At 74.4% G+C, this 15,601-nt stretch carries 14 protein-coding genes; 7 read left to right on the top strand and 7 right to left on the bottom strand.

Annotated elements, in window-relative coordinates; all coding sequences use genetic code 11:
- The first annotated feature begins 16 nt into the window (after positions 1–16).
- The 3 genes from O7628_RS19770 to O7628_RS19760 all read left to right on the top strand — a co-directional run bounded on the left by O7628_RS19770 (position 17) and on the right by O7628_RS19760 (position 3,342).
- Positions 17–1,303: a nicotinate phosphoribosyltransferase gene (locus tag O7628_RS19770; protein WP_278132645.1), complete on the top strand. Its 1,287-nt coding sequence runs from the start codon at positions 17–19 to the stop codon at positions 1,301–1,303.
- A gap of 53 nt (positions 1,304–1,356) precedes the next feature.
- Positions 1,357–1,938 carry an isochorismatase family protein gene (locus O7628_RS19765; protein WP_278132643.1) on the top strand — a complete coding sequence of 194 codons (582 nt, stop codon included), beginning with the start codon at positions 1,357–1,359 and terminating at the stop codon, positions 1,936–1,938.
- Positions 1,939–2,010: 72 nt separating this feature from the next.
- Entirely contained in the window at positions 2,011–3,342 is a 1,332-nt protein-coding gene (locus tag O7628_RS19760) for an MFS transporter (RefSeq protein WP_278136354.1), read from the top strand.
- A gap of 523 nt (positions 3,343–3,865) precedes the next feature.
- On the opposite strand, the gene ctaD is transcribed toward O7628_RS19760, so the two are convergent.
- Positions 3,866–5,623, bottom strand: coding sequence for a cytochrome c oxidase subunit I (gene ctaD, locus O7628_RS19755; protein ID WP_278132640.1), 1,758 nt, complete (start codon positions 5,621–5,623; stop codon positions 3,866–3,868).
- A 259-nt stretch (positions 5,624–5,882) separates the two neighbouring features.
- Positions 5,883–6,989, bottom strand: coding sequence for an FAD-dependent monooxygenase (locus O7628_RS19750; RefSeq protein ID WP_278132638.1), 1,107 nt, complete (start codon positions 6,987–6,989; stop codon positions 5,883–5,885).
- 229 nt (positions 6,990–7,218) lie between these two features.
- Here O7628_RS19750 and O7628_RS19745 point away from each other — a divergent pair, with 229 nt between their 5' ends.
- Both O7628_RS19745 and O7628_RS19740 read left to right on the top strand, forming a co-directional pair.
- A complete protein-coding gene (locus tag O7628_RS19745; RefSeq protein WP_256095363.1) occupies positions 7,219–8,040 on the top strand; it encodes an IclR family transcriptional regulator in 822 nt (273 codons plus the stop codon).
- 128 nt (positions 8,041–8,168) lie between these two features.
- Positions 8,169–9,287: a cellulose binding domain-containing protein gene (locus O7628_RS19740; RefSeq protein WP_074473634.1), complete on the top strand. Its 1,119-nt coding sequence runs from the start codon at positions 8,169–8,171 to the stop codon at positions 9,285–9,287.
- Between the two features lie 76 nt (positions 9,288–9,363).
- Here O7628_RS19740 and O7628_RS19735 read toward each other — a convergent pair whose 3' ends face one another.
- Positions 9,364–10,149, bottom strand: coding sequence for an aldo/keto reductase (locus tag O7628_RS19735; protein ID WP_074473632.1), 786 nt, complete (start codon positions 10,147–10,149; stop codon positions 9,364–9,366).
- Between the two features lie 202 nt (positions 10,150–10,351).
- Between O7628_RS19735 and O7628_RS19730 the strand changes: the two genes are divergently transcribed.
- Positions 10,352–10,636 (top strand): hypothetical protein, encoded by a 285-nt coding sequence (locus O7628_RS19730; protein ID WP_278132633.1) that lies wholly within the window; start codon positions 10,352–10,354, stop codon positions 10,634–10,636.
- Positions 10,540–11,277, top strand: coding sequence for a threonine synthase (locus O7628_RS19725; RefSeq protein ID WP_278132631.1), 738 nt, complete (start codon positions 10,540–10,542; stop codon positions 11,275–11,277). The genes O7628_RS19730 and O7628_RS19725 overlap by 97 nt, the downstream gene beginning before the upstream one ends.
- Before the next feature lie 40 nt (positions 11,278–11,317).
- On the opposite strand, the gene O7628_RS19720 is transcribed toward O7628_RS19725, so the two are convergent.
- From O7628_RS19720 to O7628_RS19705, 4 genes are all read right to left on the bottom strand, one after another.
- On the bottom strand, positions 11,318–13,102 hold the full coding sequence (locus tag O7628_RS19720; RefSeq protein WP_278132629.1) for a glycoside hydrolase family 15 protein: 1,785 nt from the start codon (positions 13,100–13,102) through the stop codon (positions 11,318–11,320).
- 185 nt (positions 13,103–13,287) lie between these two features.
- Positions 13,288–13,680: a cupin domain-containing protein gene (locus O7628_RS19715; RefSeq protein WP_178063652.1), complete on the bottom strand. Its 393-nt coding sequence runs from the start codon at positions 13,678–13,680 to the stop codon at positions 13,288–13,290.
- 339 nt (positions 13,681–14,019) lie between these two features.
- Positions 14,020–14,418 (bottom strand): hypothetical protein, encoded by a 399-nt coding sequence (locus O7628_RS19710; protein WP_278132626.1) that lies wholly within the window; start codon positions 14,416–14,418, stop codon positions 14,020–14,022.
- 256 nt (positions 14,419–14,674) lie between these two features.
- The gene (locus tag O7628_RS19705; protein WP_278132624.1) at positions 14,675–15,568 is read right to left on the bottom strand and encodes a sulfotransferase domain-containing protein; all 894 of its coding nucleotides are present in this window, start codon (positions 15,566–15,568) and stop codon (positions 14,675–14,677) included.
- Between the last annotated feature and the right edge of the window lie 33 nt (positions 15,569–15,601).

Below are 15,601 nucleotides of genomic sequence, written 5' to 3'. Positions count from 1 at the left end.
ACTCTAGGCTGGGCAGGTGAGCACCTTTCGCCCCGCGCTGCTGACCGACCACTACGAGCTGACCATGGTCAGCGCCGCCCTGGCCGACGGCACCGCCGACCGCCCGTGCGTGTTCGAGGTCTTCAGCCGTCGGCTGCCCACCGGCCGCCGCTACGGGGTGGTGGCAGGCACCGCCCGGCTGATCGACATGATCCGCGACTTCCGCTTCTCCGCCGACGAGGTCGACTTCCTGCGCCGCACGGGCGTCGTCGACGACACCGGCGCGGAGTGGCTGGCCCGCTACCGCTTCACCGGCGACATCGACGGATACGCCGAGGGCGAGCTGTTCTTCCCCGGCTCGCCGATCCTCACCGTCTCCGGCGGCTTCGCCGAGTGCGTCGTGCTGGAGACGCTGGTGCTGTCGGTGCTCAACTACGACTGCGCGGTCGCCGCGGCGGCCGCCCGGATGGTCACCGCCGCCCGGGGCCGCGCGCTGATCGAGATGGGCTCCCGGCGGGCCCACGAGGAGGCGGCCGTCGCCGCGGCGCGGGCGGCCTACCTGGCCGGGTTCCGGTTCACCTCCAACCTGGCCGCCGGCCAGCGCTACGGCATCCCGACCGCCGGCACCGCCGCGCACGCGTTCACCCTGCTGCACGACGACGAGCGGGCCGCGTTCGCCTCGCAGGTCGCCACGCTGGGCAAGGACACCACGCTGCTGGTCGACACGTACGACATCAGCCAGGGCATCCGCAACGCCATCGCGGTGGCCGGGCCGGAGCTGCGGGCCGTCCGGATCGACTCCGGCGACCTCGCGGTGATCGCCCAGCAGTCGCGCGAACTGCTCGACTCGCTCGGCGCCACCGAGACGAAGATCATCGTCTCCGGCGACCTCGACGAGTACGCCATCGCCGCGCTCGCCGCCGAGCCCGTCGACATGTACGGCGCGGGCACCGCCGTCGTCACCGGCTCCGGCGCGCCCACCGCCGGGCTGGTCTACAAGCTGGTCGAGGTGGCCGGGCGGCCGGTGGTCAAGCGCTCCGAGCACAAGGCCACCATCGGCGGCCGGAAGGTCGCGGTACGCCGGCACAAGCCCACCGGCACGGCGACCGAGGAGGTCATCGTGCCGCAGGGCGTGCCCGACCGGCAGCCGCACGACCGGCTGCTCCAGCGGACGTACGTGGCCGGCGGCGAGCCGGTCGAGCCGCCGACGCTTGACGAGTCGCGGGAACACCTGCGGCAGTGCCTCATCTCGATCCCGTGGGAGGGCCTCAAGCTCTCCGCCGGCGACCCGGCGGTCCCGGTGACCGTCGTCCCCGCCGGCTGACCCGACCGACACCCGACCCCCGTCGCCCCGCACCGCGAAGGAGCACCCCTGGTATGGCGAACGCGCTGATCATCGTCGACGTGCAGAACGACTTCTGCGAGGGCGGCTCCCTCGCGGTGGCCGGCGGCGCCGGCGTCGCGGCGGGGATCTCCCGGCTGCTCGCCGCCGAGCCCGACCGCTGGGACCACGTGGTGGCGACGAAGGACTACCACGTCGACCCGGGTGCGCACTTCGGCAACCCGCCCGACTACGTCGACTCCTGGCCCGCCCACTGCGTCGTCGGCACGCCCGGCTCGGAGTTCCACCCCGAGCTGGCCACCGGCCGGATCGAGGCGATCTTCCACAAGGGCGAGCACGCGGCGGCATACTCCGGCTTCGAGGGGCACGCCGCCGACGGCGAGCACCTCGCCGACTGGCTGCGCGCCCGCGGGGTCGACCGGGTCGACGTGGTCGGCGTCGCCACCGACCACTGCGTACGGGCCACCGCCCTGGACGCCGCCCGGGAGGGGTTCGCCACCACCGTGCTGCTCGACCTCACCGCCGCCGTGGCGCCCGAGACCCTGGACGTCGCCCTCCGGGCGATGGAGGGGGCGGGGGTGGCGATGACCGGCACGCCGGTGATCACGGCCACCTGAGCGGGTAAACCGCTGGCGGGTGTCATACCCCCGGTCGAGGATGTCGGGCGGAGGTGTCCCACCGTCGTGAACATGTCGCCCTACCGGCAGGCGCTCGCCCTGCCCGGCCTTCGGTCGCTGCTGCTGGTCTCCGTGCTCGCCCGTGTCCCGCTCACCGCGACCGGGGTGACCATCACCTTCCACGTGGTGCTGGACCTCGGCCGGGGCTACGGCGCGGCCGGCCTGGTCGGGGCGGCGATGACCGTCGGCGCGGCACTCGGCGGCCCGCTGCTCGGGCGGCTCGTCGACCGGCGCGGCCTGCGCCCGGTGCTCGTGCTGACCACCGTCGCCGAGGCGATCTTCTGGTCCACCGCGCCGACGCTGCCGTACCCGGTGCTGTTGCCGGCCGCGTTCGTCGCCGGCCTGCTCGCCCTGCCGATCTTCTCGGTGATCCGGCAGTCCATCGCCGCGCTCGCGCCGCCCGAGCACCGCCGCCCGGCGTACGCGCTGGACTCGATGTCGGTGGAGCTGTCGTTCATGGTCGGCCCCGCCCTCGCCGTGGCGATGTCCACCGCCGTGTCCGCCCGGGTCACCCTCTACGCGGTCGGCGCGGGCATCGTCGCCGCCGGCATCACCCTCTGGCTGCTCGACCCGCCGACCCGCGCCGCCGACGAGCCCGCCCCGCAGCGGCGACGGGTGCCCCGCCGGGAGTGGCTGACCCGCCGGATGGTCGCCGTCCTCGCCGTGAGCCTCGCCACGACCCTCGTGCTCGGGGGCACCGACGTCGCGGTCGTCGCCGTGCTGCGCGCCGGCGGCGAGGTCGGCTGGACCGGGGTGGTGCTCGCCGCGTGGGCGGTCGCGTCGCTGGTCGGCGGCTTCGCGTACGGCGCGGTCAGCCGCCCGGTCTCGCCCCTGGCCCTGGTCACCGTGCTCAGCCTGTGCACCATCCCCGTCGGGCTCGGCGGCGCGCACTGGTGGCTGCTCTGCCTGGCCCTCGTCCCGGCCGGGATGCTCTGCGCGCCGACGCTCGCCGCGACGGCCGACACGGTCAGCCGGCTCGTCCCGGCCGAGGTGCGGGGCGAGGCGATGGGCCTGCACGGCTCGGCGGTGACCGTCGGCATCGCCCTCGGCGCGCCGCTGGCCGGCGCGGTCATCGACGCCTCCGCCCCGCCGTGGGGCTTCGTGGTCACCGGCGCGATCGGGCTGCTGGTCGCCGCCGCCGTGCTCCCCGCCGAACTGCGCCGCCGCACCACCTCGACCCCGGTCGACCTGGCGCCCGCGTCGGACCCGCTCCCGCCCGGATCGGTCCCCGCGTCGCCGGCCTCCGCGTCACCGGTCCCCGCGTCACCGGCTCCCGCGTCACCGGCCTCCGCGTCACCGGCTCCCGCCGCACCCGTTTCCGCCGCCACCGGCGTCACCGGTTGACCCCCTAGGCGCGGCGCGCACGGGGCGCGGCGCGCACGGGGGGCCGGGGGCGCACGGGGAGCCGGATCGCGGGCCGATCGCCACCGCCGCCCCGCACCTGATCGCCTCGCCATGTCGGCGACATGGCGCTATCCCACCCCCTCCAACCCCGCCATGTCGCCGACATGGCGAGCGACCAAGCGAGCTTGCCCGGGACGGAGCGGGCCCAGGGCAGAGCGGGCCCAGGGCAGAGCGGGCCCAGGGCAGAGCGGGCCCAGGGCAGACGGGGGCGGGTTGGCCGGGCTGGGTTGACCGGGCTGGACGCTCCACCCGCCGCGCGCCGCTCAACCGTCCCGGTGATCAAGAGAAAAGCGTCAAAGTTGATCTCTAGGATGACGCAAAGCTCTTGATCACCGGAGCGGGGTTGTCGGTTCTCGCCTGGGGGCGGGTCCTGGCCCTGGGCGCGACGGGTCCAGGGCCGGACGGCGACGGGCGCCGCTCCCCCTGAGGGGTGCGGCGCCCGTCGTACGGGTTGACCGGCGGCTCAGCGCTGGTCGACGTTGCCCGCCTTGTCCTCCTGGTAGCTGGCCCCGTTGTCGGACTCGCTGGTCAGCGGCTTCGAGCCGCCCTCGGGCGGGCCGGCGAGGCTCTGGCCGGCGGCCAGCTCGGGGAACTTCGCGTCGAACGCGGGGCGCTCGGAGCGGATCCGGGGCATCCGGTCGAAGTTGCGCAGCGGGGGCGGCGAGCTGGTCGCCCACTCCAGCGAGTTGCCGTGGCCCCACGGGTCGTCGACCTCGACCACCGGGCCGGTCTTGTACGACTTCCAGCAGTTCCAGATGAACGGCAGGGTCGAGATGCCGGTGATGAACGCGCCGACCGTGGAGACCGTGTTGAGGAAGGTGAAGCCGTCGCCGGGCAGGTAGTCGACGTACCGGCGGGGCATGCCCTCGTTGCCCAGCCAGTGCTGCACCAGGAACGTGGTGTGGAAGCCGATCATGGTCAGCCAGAAGTGGATCTTGCCGAGCCGCTCGTCGAGCATCCGGCCGAACATCTTCGGGAACCAGAAGTAGATGCCGGCGAAGACGGCGAACACGATGGTGCCGAACAGCACGTAGTGGAAGTGCGCCACCACGAAGTACGAGTCGTGCACGTGGAAGTCCAGCGGCGGGCTGGCCAGGATCACGCCGGTGAGGCCGCCGAAGAGGAAGGTCACCAGGAAGCCGATGGCGAAGAGCATCGGCGTCTCGAAGGTGATCTGGCCCCGCCACATCGTGCCGATCCAGTTGAAGAACTTCATGCCGGTCGGCACGGCGATCAGGTAGCTCAGGAAGCTGAAGAACGGCAGCAGCACCTGGCCGGTGGAGAACATGTGGTGCGCCCAGACGCTCATCGACAGGGCGGCGATGGCGATGGTCGCGGCGACCAGCCCCTTGTAGCCGAAGATCGGCTTGCGGGAGAAGACCGGGATGACCTCGGTGATGATGCCGAAGAACGGCAGCGCGATGATGTACACCTCGGGGTGGCCGAAGAACCAGAAGAGGTGCTGCCACAGCATCGGGCCGCCGGTGGCCGGGTCGTAGACGTGCGCGCCGAGCAGCCGGTCCGCGGCAAGCGCGAAGAGTGCGGCGGCCAGCAGCGGGAAGATCAGGATCGCCAGCAGGCTGGTGACCAGCATGTTCCAGGTGAAGATCGGCATCCGGAACATCGTCATGCCGGGGGCGCGCAGGGTCAGGATCGTGGTGATCAGGTTGACCGCGCCGAGGATGGTGCCCAGACCAGAGATGGCCAGGCCGACGACCCACATGTTCGCGCCGACGCCCGGCGAGTGCTCGGCGGTGCTCAGCGGGGTGTACGCGGTCCAGCCGAAGTCGGCCGCGCCGCCCGGGGTGAGGAACCCGGCGGTCGCCATCGTGCCGCCGAACAGGTAGAGCCAGTACGCGAAGGAGTTCAGCCGGGGGAACGACACGTCCGGGGCGCCGATCTGCAGCGGCACCACGTAGTTCGCGAAGGCGAACACGATCGGCGTCGCGAAGAACAGCAGCATGATCGTGCCGTGCATCGTGAACAGCTGGTTGTACTGCTCCGGCGACAGGAACTGCAGCCCCGGGCGGGCCAGCTCGGCCCGCATGATCAGCGCCATCAGGCCACCGATCATGAAGAACGCGAACGCGGTGACCATGTACATGATCCCGATCTGCTTCGCGTCCGTGGTGCGCAGCAGCCGCGCGATTGCCGACCCCTTGACCGGCTCTCGGACCGGCCAGGGCCGGGTCACGACCGGCTTGGGTGCGACGGTGGTCACGAGTGGCCTCCGGTTCTGGGTTGTCCCGCTCGGCACGCCCTGGTTATCTGCGAGCCGTCATCCGCAAGGAGGATAGTCCCCGGCAGGTGGGGGTGCCGCGTGGGGTGGCCGGCTACGATCACGCCCCGTTCGCGCGCGCTCGCGCCGGCGCGACCGACCGTCCCGCGCGCCCGTCGTCGGCGTCAGGGCCGATGCGGCGGGCGGCCGACACGCGGGCGCGACCGACCGCCGCGCGCGCCGGGGCGACCGACGACCCCGCTCACACCGGCTTGACCAGCAGCCCGTAGTGCGCGCCGAAGATCTCCGCCCCGCGCCGGCGCAGGAACGGGTCGCGCAGGGCCGGCGGCACGTCGCGGGTGCGGTTGCGGTCCCGGGTCCGGTCCCGCACCCACTGGGTACGCGGGCGACGGCGGCTCTCGTACGCGACCAGGGCCTCCTCGACGGTGTCGGTGGAGGTCAGCGACTCGGCCAGCACCACGGCGTCCTCCAGGGCCATGGCGGTGCCCTGGGACAGGGTCGGCGCGGTGGCGTGCGCGGCGTCGCCGACGAGCAGCACCCGCCCCCGGGACCACCGGCCCAGCTCGACCTCCTCGGTGACGCCGACGTGCACCTGCTCCAGCGCGTCGAGGACCTCGGGCACCGGGCCGGCGTACGCGCCGAACAGCTCGGTCAGCCGCGCGACGGGGTCGGCGGGGGCGACGGTGCCCACCTCGTCGGCGTAGCAGTAGAGCCGGCCGGCCCCGAGCGGCACGACGAGGAAGCCGGCCTGCTGGCCGAGCAGCGCGGTCCACTCGTCGACCGGCGGGCCGCCCCGGACGACGCCCCGGTAGACGACGTGCCCGGCCGGGCGGGGCGCCCCGCCGAGCGCGGCCAGGGCGCGCACGGCCGAGCGGGGGCCGTCGGCGCCGATCACCAGGTCGTACTCGGCGGTGGCGCCGTCGGCGAAGGTGATGCCGACGGCGGCCGGCAGCAGCTCGACCTCCCGCACCTCGACGCAGTGGCGGACCTCGCCGCCGGCGCCGGTGAGCAGCACCCGGTGCAGTTCCGACCAGGGCAGCGCGCGGCACTCGCCGACGTCCGCCCAGAGCGACCCCAGGTCGACCTCGCAGAGCGGGTCGCCGGCGGCGTCGAGGAAGCACTGCCGGCGGATGACCTGCCCGAGGGGGCGCACGGGGCCGTCGAGGTCGAGCCCGCGCAGGGCGCGGGCCGCGTTGCCGGGCAGGTAGAGGCCGGTGTCGACGAGGGCCGACGCGGGCAGGCGCTCGGTGACGTCGGGCCGGAGACCCACCCTCCGCAGTGCCCGGGCCACGGCCAGACCGGCGATGCCCGCGCCGACGACGAGGATGCGCAGGGGGGAGCCACCCATCGTGGTGTACGCCTCCGGGGGGTAGCGGCACGCGTTGGAGGCAAGACACTACTCGGTGCGATCGACGCACGCCAGGGCCGTTCGTCTCGGGCGGGTCGACCCTCGACGGGTTGCGTCGATCGCCGGGGGACGCCCCACGGGCCGGCCGGGCGGGCGAAAAAGTTGTTCCGCGAGGTGAACTCCGTTCCACCGGTGGGCCGATCCATCGACGACCGCTAAAGTGTTCCGGGTGACGGCGGGCGACGCGCACCGGGCGGTGAAGTCGGCCGGCCGCGCGCTCGACGTGCTGGAGGCCCTCGCGGCGGCCGGCGGCCCGCGCCCGCTGGGCGAGCTGAGCCGGGCGCTCGGCATCCCCAAGAGCAGCCTGCACGCGCTCCTGCGCACCCTGCTGGCGCGGGGGTGGGTGGAGACGGACGACGGCGGCGGCCGGTTCGCGCTCGGCCTGCGGGCCCTGGAGGTCGGTGCGGCCTACCTGGGGCGCGACGGCGCGACGGGCCTGCTGGGCGGCGTGCTCGACCGCCTGACGGCCCGGTTCGCCGAGACCGCCCAGCTGTTCCGCCTCGACGGCGGGTCGGTGGTGCTGCTGGCCCGGCGGGAGTCGCCGCACGCGCTGCGCGCGTACCACCCGGTCGGCTGCCGGCTGCCGGCGCACGCCACGGCGGCGGGCCGGGCGCTGCTGGCCCAGCGGCCGGACGACGCGGTGGACCGGCTACTGAGCTGGCCGCTGCCGGCCCGGACGGCGAGCACGGCGACGGGACCGGCGTGGCTGCGCGCCGAGCTGGCGGCGGTACGCGAGCGGGGCTGGGCGGCGGAGGCGCAGGAGTGCGACCCGGGGCTGGCGGCGGTCGCGGTGGCGGTGCCGCTGCGGCGGCCGGCGACGGAGGCGATCGCGCTCTGCGCGCCGGTGGCGCGGCTGGGGCCGCAGACCCGGGCGCAGATGGCCGCCGCGCTGGTCGAGGCGGCCGGACGGGTGGGCGCGGGGCGCTGGCTGCTGGCCGGGGATTCGTGGCCGCCGTTCGACGGGCCGAACGCCGACTCCCCGCTAGCTTAACCGTTTCATTTGCGCAACGGTTTCAAACATGTAAATGTGTCGGCGGAGCGTGGGAGCGCTCCCGCACCCCCGACCACACCGCACCCCCGACCCGTCCCGAGCGTTTCGCCGTCGCAGCAAGGAGCATCATGAAACGTCCACTCCGCGCCCTCGCGGCCGCCGGCCTCCTCGCGGCCGCCTCGATCGTCGCCGTCGCCGTCGGCGGCACCGCCTCCGCCGACACCCAGATCTGCGAGCAGTTCGGCTCGACGGTCATCGGCGGCAAGTACGTCGTGCAGAACAACCGCTGGGGCACCACCGCCCAGCAGTGCATCAACGCCACCAGCACGGGCTTCGAGATCACCACCCTCAACGGCAGCAGCCCGACCAACGGCGCGCCGACCGCGTACCCGTCGATCTTCGTCGGCTGCCACTACACGAACTGCTCGCCGGGGACCAACCTGCCGGTGCAGGTCAGCCAGATCAGCAGCGCCCCCGGCAGCATCAACTACCGCTACGTCAGCGGGGCCATCTACAACGCCTCGTACGACATCTGGCTCGACCCGAGTCCCAAGCGGGACGGGGTGAACCAGATGGAGATCATGATCTGGCTCAACCGGCAGGGCCCGATCCAGCCGATCGGCTCCCCGGTGGGCAACGCCAACATCGCCGGCCGCAACTGGGAGGTCTGGCGCGGCAACAACGGCGGCAACAACGTGATCTCCTACGTCGCGTCGTCGGCGATCCCCAGCCTGAGCTTCGACGTGCTGCACTTCATCAACGACACCCGCAACCGCGGGGCGATCACCAACTCCTGGTACCTGACCAGCATCCAGGCCGGCTTCGAGCCCTGGCAGGGCGGCGCCGGGCTGGCCGTGACGAACTTCTCGCAGAGCGTCAACACCGGCGGCACCCCGCCCACCACCAACCCGACCCCGCCCCCGGGCACCGGCGCCTGCGCGGTGAAGTACACGGCCAACTCGTGGAACAACGGCTTCACCGCCGACGTGCAGATCACCAACACGGGCACGGCGACGCTCAACGGCTGGACGCTGAACTACAACCTGCCGGGCGGCCAGCAGATCACCGGCTCGTGGAACGCCACCGTGTCCCAGAGCGGCTCGGCCGTGACGGCGCGCAACATCAGCCACAACGGCACGCTCGCCCCGGGCGGCACGGCCAGCTTCGGCTACCAGGGCACGCTGAGCGGCGCGTACTCGTCGCCGAGCAGCTTCACCCTCAACGGCATGACCTGCACCCGCTCCTGACCACCACCGCAGGCGCGGGGGCGGCCCGGTTCCGGGCCGCCCCCGCGCCGTGTGCCGCCCCCACCCCGCGTGGACGTCAGCCGCCGAGGGCGTCGATGTCGTGCATCTCCTCGGCGGTCAGCGAGAAGCCCCAGATGTCGGCGTTGGCGCGGATCCGCTCCGGGGTGACCGACTTCGGGATCACCACGATCCCGTGGTCGACGTGCCAGCGCAGCACCACCTGGGCCGGCGACACGTCGTGCGCGGCGGCGATCCGGGTCAGCACCGGGTCGGACAGGTCGGTGGACTTGAACGGGCTGTACCCCTCCAGCACCACGCCCCGGTCCCGGTGCTCGGCGTGCCGCCGCCGGTCGTACAGCGCGGGACCCCAGCGGATCTGGTTGACCGCCGGGACCTCCCCGGTGGCCTGGATCAGCTCGTCGAGCTGGCCGGTGCCGTAGTTGCTCACCCCGACGGCGCGGGTCAGGCCCTCGTCCCGCGCGGCGAGCAGCTCCCGCCACACCGGGATGCTGTCCGACGCCGCCGACGGCGGCCAGTGGATCAGCCAGAGGTCGACGTGGTCGAGGCCGAGGGCCCGCAGGCTGGCCTCGATCGTCTCGCGCTCCCGGCCCACCCGGTCGGGCGGCAGCTTCGTGGTGACGAAGACGTCCTCCCGGCGCAGTCCGCTGTCGCGGACCGCCCGGCCCACCTCCGCCTCGTTGCCGTACATGGTGGCGGTGTCGACGTGCCGGTAGCCGGCGTCGAGGGCCGCGAGCACCGCCGCGTGCCCGGCCTCGCCGGTGGCCTGCCAGGTGCCGAAGCCGAGCAGCGGCATCCGCACGTCGCCGGGGAGCAGCACGGTGGGCTGGTCGAGAGTGTCCATGGCCGCTGTCGTACCCCTGATCGCGCCGGCCATGCCCGCCGCGGCACGCACGGCGCCCGCCTGCGCGACCGCCCGGTTCGGCGCAGAATGCGGGGGTGGCCGACCGCCTGGCGGAGCACCGCCGCCCTCCACCTCCGCGCCGGCGCGGCCACGACCACCGGCGTGACCTGAGAGCTCCGAGCCGAGGGCGGGAGGACGCACCGTGTACCTGACGCACCTGGAGTGCCCGCGCTGCGGGCGGGCGTACCCGGCCGCGGAGCCGCAGAACCTGTGCGCCTGCGGGTCACCCCTGCTGGCCCGCCACGACCTCGCGGCCGTGGCCGCCGCGGTCACCCCGGAGCGGCTCGCGCTGCGCCCGGCCGACCTGTGGCGCTACCGGAAGCTGCTGCCGTGGCCGACCCCCGGCACGTCACCACGCTGGGCGAGGGCTGGACGCCGCTGCTGCGCGCCCCGGCGTACGGGGCCCGGATCGGCATCCCCGACCTGATCGTCAAGGACGAGGGGCTCACCCCGACGGGGTCGTTCAAGGCGCGCGGCGCGGCGGTCGGCGTGAGCCGGGCCCGGGAGCTGGGCGTCCGGCGGATCGCCCTGCCGACCAACGGCAACGCGGGCGCGGCCTGGGCGACGTACGCCGCCCGTGCCGGTCTCGCCGCGACCGTCGTGATGCCGGTGGACGCGCCGGCCATCTGCCGACGGGAGGTGCTGGCCGCCGGGGGCGACCTGCGGCTGGTCGACGGGCTGATCGGCGACGCCGGGCGGCACGTGGCCGCGCTCGTGGCGGCGGCCGGCGGCGCGGTCTTCGACGCCGGCACGCTGCGCGAGCCCTACCGGCTGGAGGGCAGGAAGACCATGGGGTACGAGATCGTCGAGCAGCTCGGCTGGCAGGTGCCGGACGTGATCGTCTACCCGACGGGCGGCGGGGTGGGGCTGATCGGCATCCACAAGGCCATGCAGGAGCTGCACGGGCTGGGCTGGCTCACCGACCGGCCGCCCCGGCTGGTCGCCGTGCAGTCGACCGGCTGCGCGCCGATTGTGCGCGCCTTCGCCGCCGGGGAGGACCGGGCGCGACCGTGGTGCAAGGAAGGGCCCCTTGTTAACGCTTTCGGTAGAGGAAGGGCCCCTTCCTAACACGCCGCAGCCGGGCGGCCGACCCGCCGGGCGCGGCGGGTCAGCTCGTCGTCGGGTCGGTCAGCCGCCACGCGGCGTTGACCAGCCCGATGTGCGACAGCGCCTGCGGCGTGTTGCCGAGGTGGAGGCCGCTGCCCGGGTCGATCTGCTCGGGCAGCAGCCCCACGTCGTTGGCGTGCCCGAGGAGCCGTTCGAACAGCCGCCGGGCCCGGTCCCGCTCGCCGGTCAGCACCCGGCACTCCACCAGCCAGAACGAGCACAGCAGGAAGCCGGCGGGGTCCGTGGACCAGCGCCGCACCAGGCCGTCGCCGGCGCCCAGCTCGCGCTCGACCGCCTCGATGGTGGCGCGCATCCGGGGCTCGGTCGCGTCGGCGAAGCGCACCAGGGGCAGCAGCAGCGCCGAGGCGTCCAGCTCCGGCGAGCCGAAGGCCCCCGTGTACGCGCCGACCCGGTCGTTCCAGCCCTCCCGGAGCACAGCCGCGCGGATCTCGTCGCGGGTCGCCGCCCAGCGGCGCGGATCGGCCCGCCCGCCGAGCTGCGGGGCCAGCGCCACCGCCCGGTTCAGCGCCACCCAGCAGAGCACCTTTGACGACAGGTAGTGCCGGTCGGCGTCCCGGGTCTCCCACATCCCCCGGTCGGGCAGCCGCCACGTCGCGGCCACCTGGTCGGCGAGGCCGACCACCATCTCCGCCAGCTCGTCGGCGAGCGTGTCGCCGAGCTGCTCGTGCAGCCGCCAGACCGCCGAGATCACCTCGCCCGGCACGTCGAGCTGCCGCTGCCGCCAGGCGTCGTTGCCGAGGCGGACGGGCCGGCTGTCGGCGTATCCCCGCAGGTGGGGGCAGTCGTGCTCGGAGAGGTCCCGCTCCCCCTCCAGCCCGAACAGCACGGGCACCGGCGCGTCGCCGATGCGGCCGATCGAGCGGGCCGCCCAGGCGAACAGCCGGGACGCCTCCTCCGGGCAGGCCGCCACCCAGAGGGCGCGCATCGTCGAGGCGAAGTCGCGCAGCCAGGAGAACCGGTAGTCGTAGTTGCGGTCGCCGCCGAGGCGTTCCGGCAGCGACGTGGTCAGGGCCGCGGCGACCGCGCCGCTGCGGGCGTACGTGAGGCCGGTGAGCACCACCGCGCTGTGCCGCACCTGCGGGACGTACTCCCCCTCGTAGTGGTGGGACTCGCGGAACGCCTGCCACGCCCGGGTGGTGTCGGTGAGCGCGGCGACCGGGTCGAGGCGCACCGGCGGGCCGCCGTACGCCGGGGCGTACGCGAGGGTGAAGCCGACGGTCTCACCGGCCGCGACCGTGAACTCCTGCCGGACCCGGTCGCGGTCCGCGCGCAGGGCGGGCCCGGTGCCGGCCAGCACCAGCACCGCGGGGCCGGCGGCGGCCAGCACGCTGCCGTCGGCCTGCTCGTGCAGGTACGGCGTGAGCAGGCCGTGCTCCGGCCGGGGCGCGAGGTCCAGGCCCATCCGGACCCGGCCGGTGAGCCCCTCGACGACCCGCAGCAGCACGGCCGGGGAATTCATGCCCAGCTCGTGACCGCGCGCGCCGGACTCGGCGGCGAGCGCGTCGGTGACCGCGACGCTGCCGGCGGGCGTGTGGTGGACGGTGCGCAGCACCAGGGTGTCCGGCCGGTACGCCCGCTCGACCCGCGACGGCGCGAGCGGGGCGAGCCGCCAGTGCCCGGCCGCCGGGTCGAGCACCCGGCCGAGGACGGCGGCCCCGTCGAACCGGTCCGGGCACCACCAGTCGATCGAGCCGTCCCGGCCCACCAGCGCGCCGGAGCGGCAGTCGGACAGGAACGCGTAGTCGGAGATGGGCGGCTGGTCCACCCGCCCGGGGTACCCGCGCCGGCCCCGATCAGACAGCGGCCCCGGTCAGACAGCCGGCCCCCGACCAGGCAGCCGGCCTCGACCGGGCGGCGTGCCCCGGGCGGCGTGCCCCGGGCGGCAGCCCACGGCGGCGTGCCCCGGGCCGCCGCGCGGGCGGGCGGGCCCGGGCCGCGCGCCCGCCGGCCTCAGGCGGTGGGCGGCTCGTCCTCGCCGGCCGCCTCCGCCGCGTCGGCCTCCGCCTTGGTGTGGTGGACGGCCTGGTCGGCGTGCTCGGGCGGGCCGTAGACGGTGTAGAGCACCAGCGGGTTGGGGCCGGTGTTGACGAAGTTGTGCTTGGTGCCGGCGGGCACCACCACCAGGTCGCCCTGGGCGACCTCCTTCGTCTCGCCGGCGACCCGGGCCTCCCCGGTGCCGCTGACGAAGGTGAGGATCTGGTCGATGCCCTCGTGGACCTCCTCGCCGATCTCACCGCCCGGCGGGATCGTCATGATCACCAGTTGGGTGTGGTCACCGGTCCACAGCACGCGGCGGAAGTCCGGGCTCTTCTCGGCGACTGTCGCGATCGTGAAATGCTCCATGGCCCGCACATACCCGGTCCCGCCGCGCGTCACGCCGGGAACGACGGATGGTGCGATTTCCCACTGATCCGAGGTTTGGACCCGGGCGGACCGGGCATCGACACCTCGACCGGCGCACCCGCCCGGTCGAGCCAGGTCCCCGCCGGCGTACCGCCGTACGGCTGCGGTGGCGGGAGACGGCCGGAGCGCGGCGACGTTACGACCCCCGGGTCGCAGCGGCGCCGTGCGCTCCTGTCCGGGGCCGGCGACCGGTGCGCGGGGCGGGCGGCGGACGGCCCCCGCCGCGGGCTGCGACGGGGGCCGGGGTGCAGCGGCGCACGGGACGCCGGTGCGGGCGCGTCAGGACGCGATGGCGAGGTGGAACGCCCGGTCGGCGGGCGCCCCCGCCGAGGTGAACGTCTGCACGAACACCCCGTTGGGCACGCCGGCGCGGCCGACGACGGCGATCTCGCCGCTGGGCGAGGCGCCGACGCTGCCGGGCAGGCCGATGGTCCCGAGGTACGCGGACCGGGTCAGGTCGTGGGAGAAGACGACCTGGTAGGTCCCGACGCCGAGGCGGGTCGCCGAAACCGTGCCGAAGCCCCGGATCAGCGTCCCGTTGGCGTCGACCACCGCGAAGAAGATCTGCGCTGTCGGGGGCATCCCGTACAGCGTGGCGGGGACGGACAGCGCGGCCACCTCGGCGAGGGTCTCGGGGCTGGCGGCGGGCTGGTCGGCGGTCTTCTTGGACTCGGACATGATGACTCCTTCGCGGCCGCCCGGGCGGCGGACGGCCAAATAGAGGGATGTAGTGAAAAGTAGTGATCAGCACAGAAAGTAAGGTTTCACGCTGATCAATACCTTTTACGAGTAGAACGGTAGCCCCGCCACCCGCCGGCCAGCCATCCCCGCCGACTGTCCAATCATGGACAGCCGGCTATTTGATCATAACCCTGAGCTGGGCAGACTCTGTCCAATCACGGACTCCCGCCGCCCGCGTGGCCGCCCGGCCCGGTCAGCCGTCGCGGTGCAGCCAGGCCAGCAGGTCCGGCGGGGCGAGGGCGGCGCTCCGCGCCCGGTAGCGGGCCAGCGTCGCCGCGTCGAGCAGTTCCCGCCCCTGCCCCGAACGGCCGCGCCGGAAGAACGCGTGCCGGTTCCTCAGCACCCCCGCCGGATCCGGGACCAGCAGGTCCGCCCGCTCGCGCATCCGGTCGAAGGTGGCCGCCTCGACCAGCTCCGGCCAGCGCGGCTGTGCCACCTCGACGCCGAGCCGGCCGGCCAGCGCGCGCATCTGCCCCGCCAGGTCGGCCACCAGGTCGTCGTAGTGCACGAGGGTCACGTTGGGCCGGTCGCGACGCCGCCAGGCGTCGCCCAGGTGCCACCACACCCCCTGGAGCGAGTCCAGCTCCGCGCGCGGGTCGACCTCGCGGTCCACCCACCGCCGCAACGACTCCACCAACGGGGTACGCGGGGCGGGCGGCCCCGCCGGGGCGGGCCGGCCGGTCAGCTCCGCCAGCCGCGCCCGGTCCAGGTTGCCGCTCTGGTGCCAGAGCGACACCGCCATGTCCAGCGGGTGCCGGGCCACCACCACGTAGTGCGCCCGGCCGTCCAGCGGCACCCCGTCGAGCGGCGTGTGGGTCTTGACGAACCGGCGGTGCCGCTGGGCGGCGAGCCGGGCGTACACCTCGGCGCGGGGCTCGGCCAGCCAGTCCAGCCAGGGTGAGAGCCGCGACAGCGGGGCCGGCAGGTCGGGCGTGCCGAACACCAGCAGGGCACAGATCATCTGCATCCAGGTGGTGCCGCTCTTGGACCGGGTGCTGATGACGATGTCGCCGTCGCGGAACGGGAATCCGGCCCAGCGGGCGCTGTCTTCTTCGGACGATCGGTAGCGAAAGGGCGCGTCGGGCATCCGGGGATCGTACGAGCGCCCCCCGGCCGGACG

The sequence above is a fragment of the Micromonospora sp. WMMD956 genome, assembly GCF_029626125.1.
In the GTDB taxonomy this organism is placed as follows: Bacteria; Actinomycetota; Actinomycetes; order Mycobacteriales; family Micromonosporaceae; genus Micromonospora; species Micromonospora carbonacea.
This window is presented reverse-complemented; position numbering and strand designations above follow the sequence as displayed.

Coding starts and splice junctions, on each gene's coding strand:
- O7628_RS19765 (WP_278132643.1), top strand. CDS start 1,357: ATGGCGAACGCGCTGATCATCGTCGACGTGCAGAACGACTTCTGCGAG.
- O7628_RS19760 (WP_278136354.1), top strand. CDS start 2,011: ATGTCGCCCTACCGGCAGGCGCTCGCCCTGCCCGGCCTTCGGTCGCTG.
- O7628_RS19750 (WP_278132638.1), bottom strand. CDS start 6,989: ATGGGTGGCTCCCCCCTGCGCATCCTCGTCGTCGGCGCGGGCATCGCC.
- O7628_RS19740 (WP_074473634.1), top strand. CDS start 8,169: ATGAAACGTCCACTCCGCGCCCTCGCGGCCGCCGGCCTCCTCGCGGCC.
- O7628_RS19735 (WP_074473632.1), bottom strand. CDS start 10,149: ATGGACACTCTCGACCAGCCCACCGTGCTGCTCCCCGGCGACGTGCGG.
- O7628_RS19715 (WP_178063652.1), bottom strand. CDS start 13,680: ATGGAGCATTTCACGATCGCGACAGTCGCCGAGAAGAGCCCGGACTTC.
- O7628_RS19710 (WP_278132626.1), bottom strand. CDS start 14,418: ATGTCCGAGTCCAAGAAGACCGCCGACCAGCCCGCCGCCAGCCCCGAG.
- O7628_RS19705 (WP_278132624.1), bottom strand. CDS start 15,568: ATGCCCGACGCGCCCTTTCGCTACCGATCGTCCGAAGAAGACAGCGCC.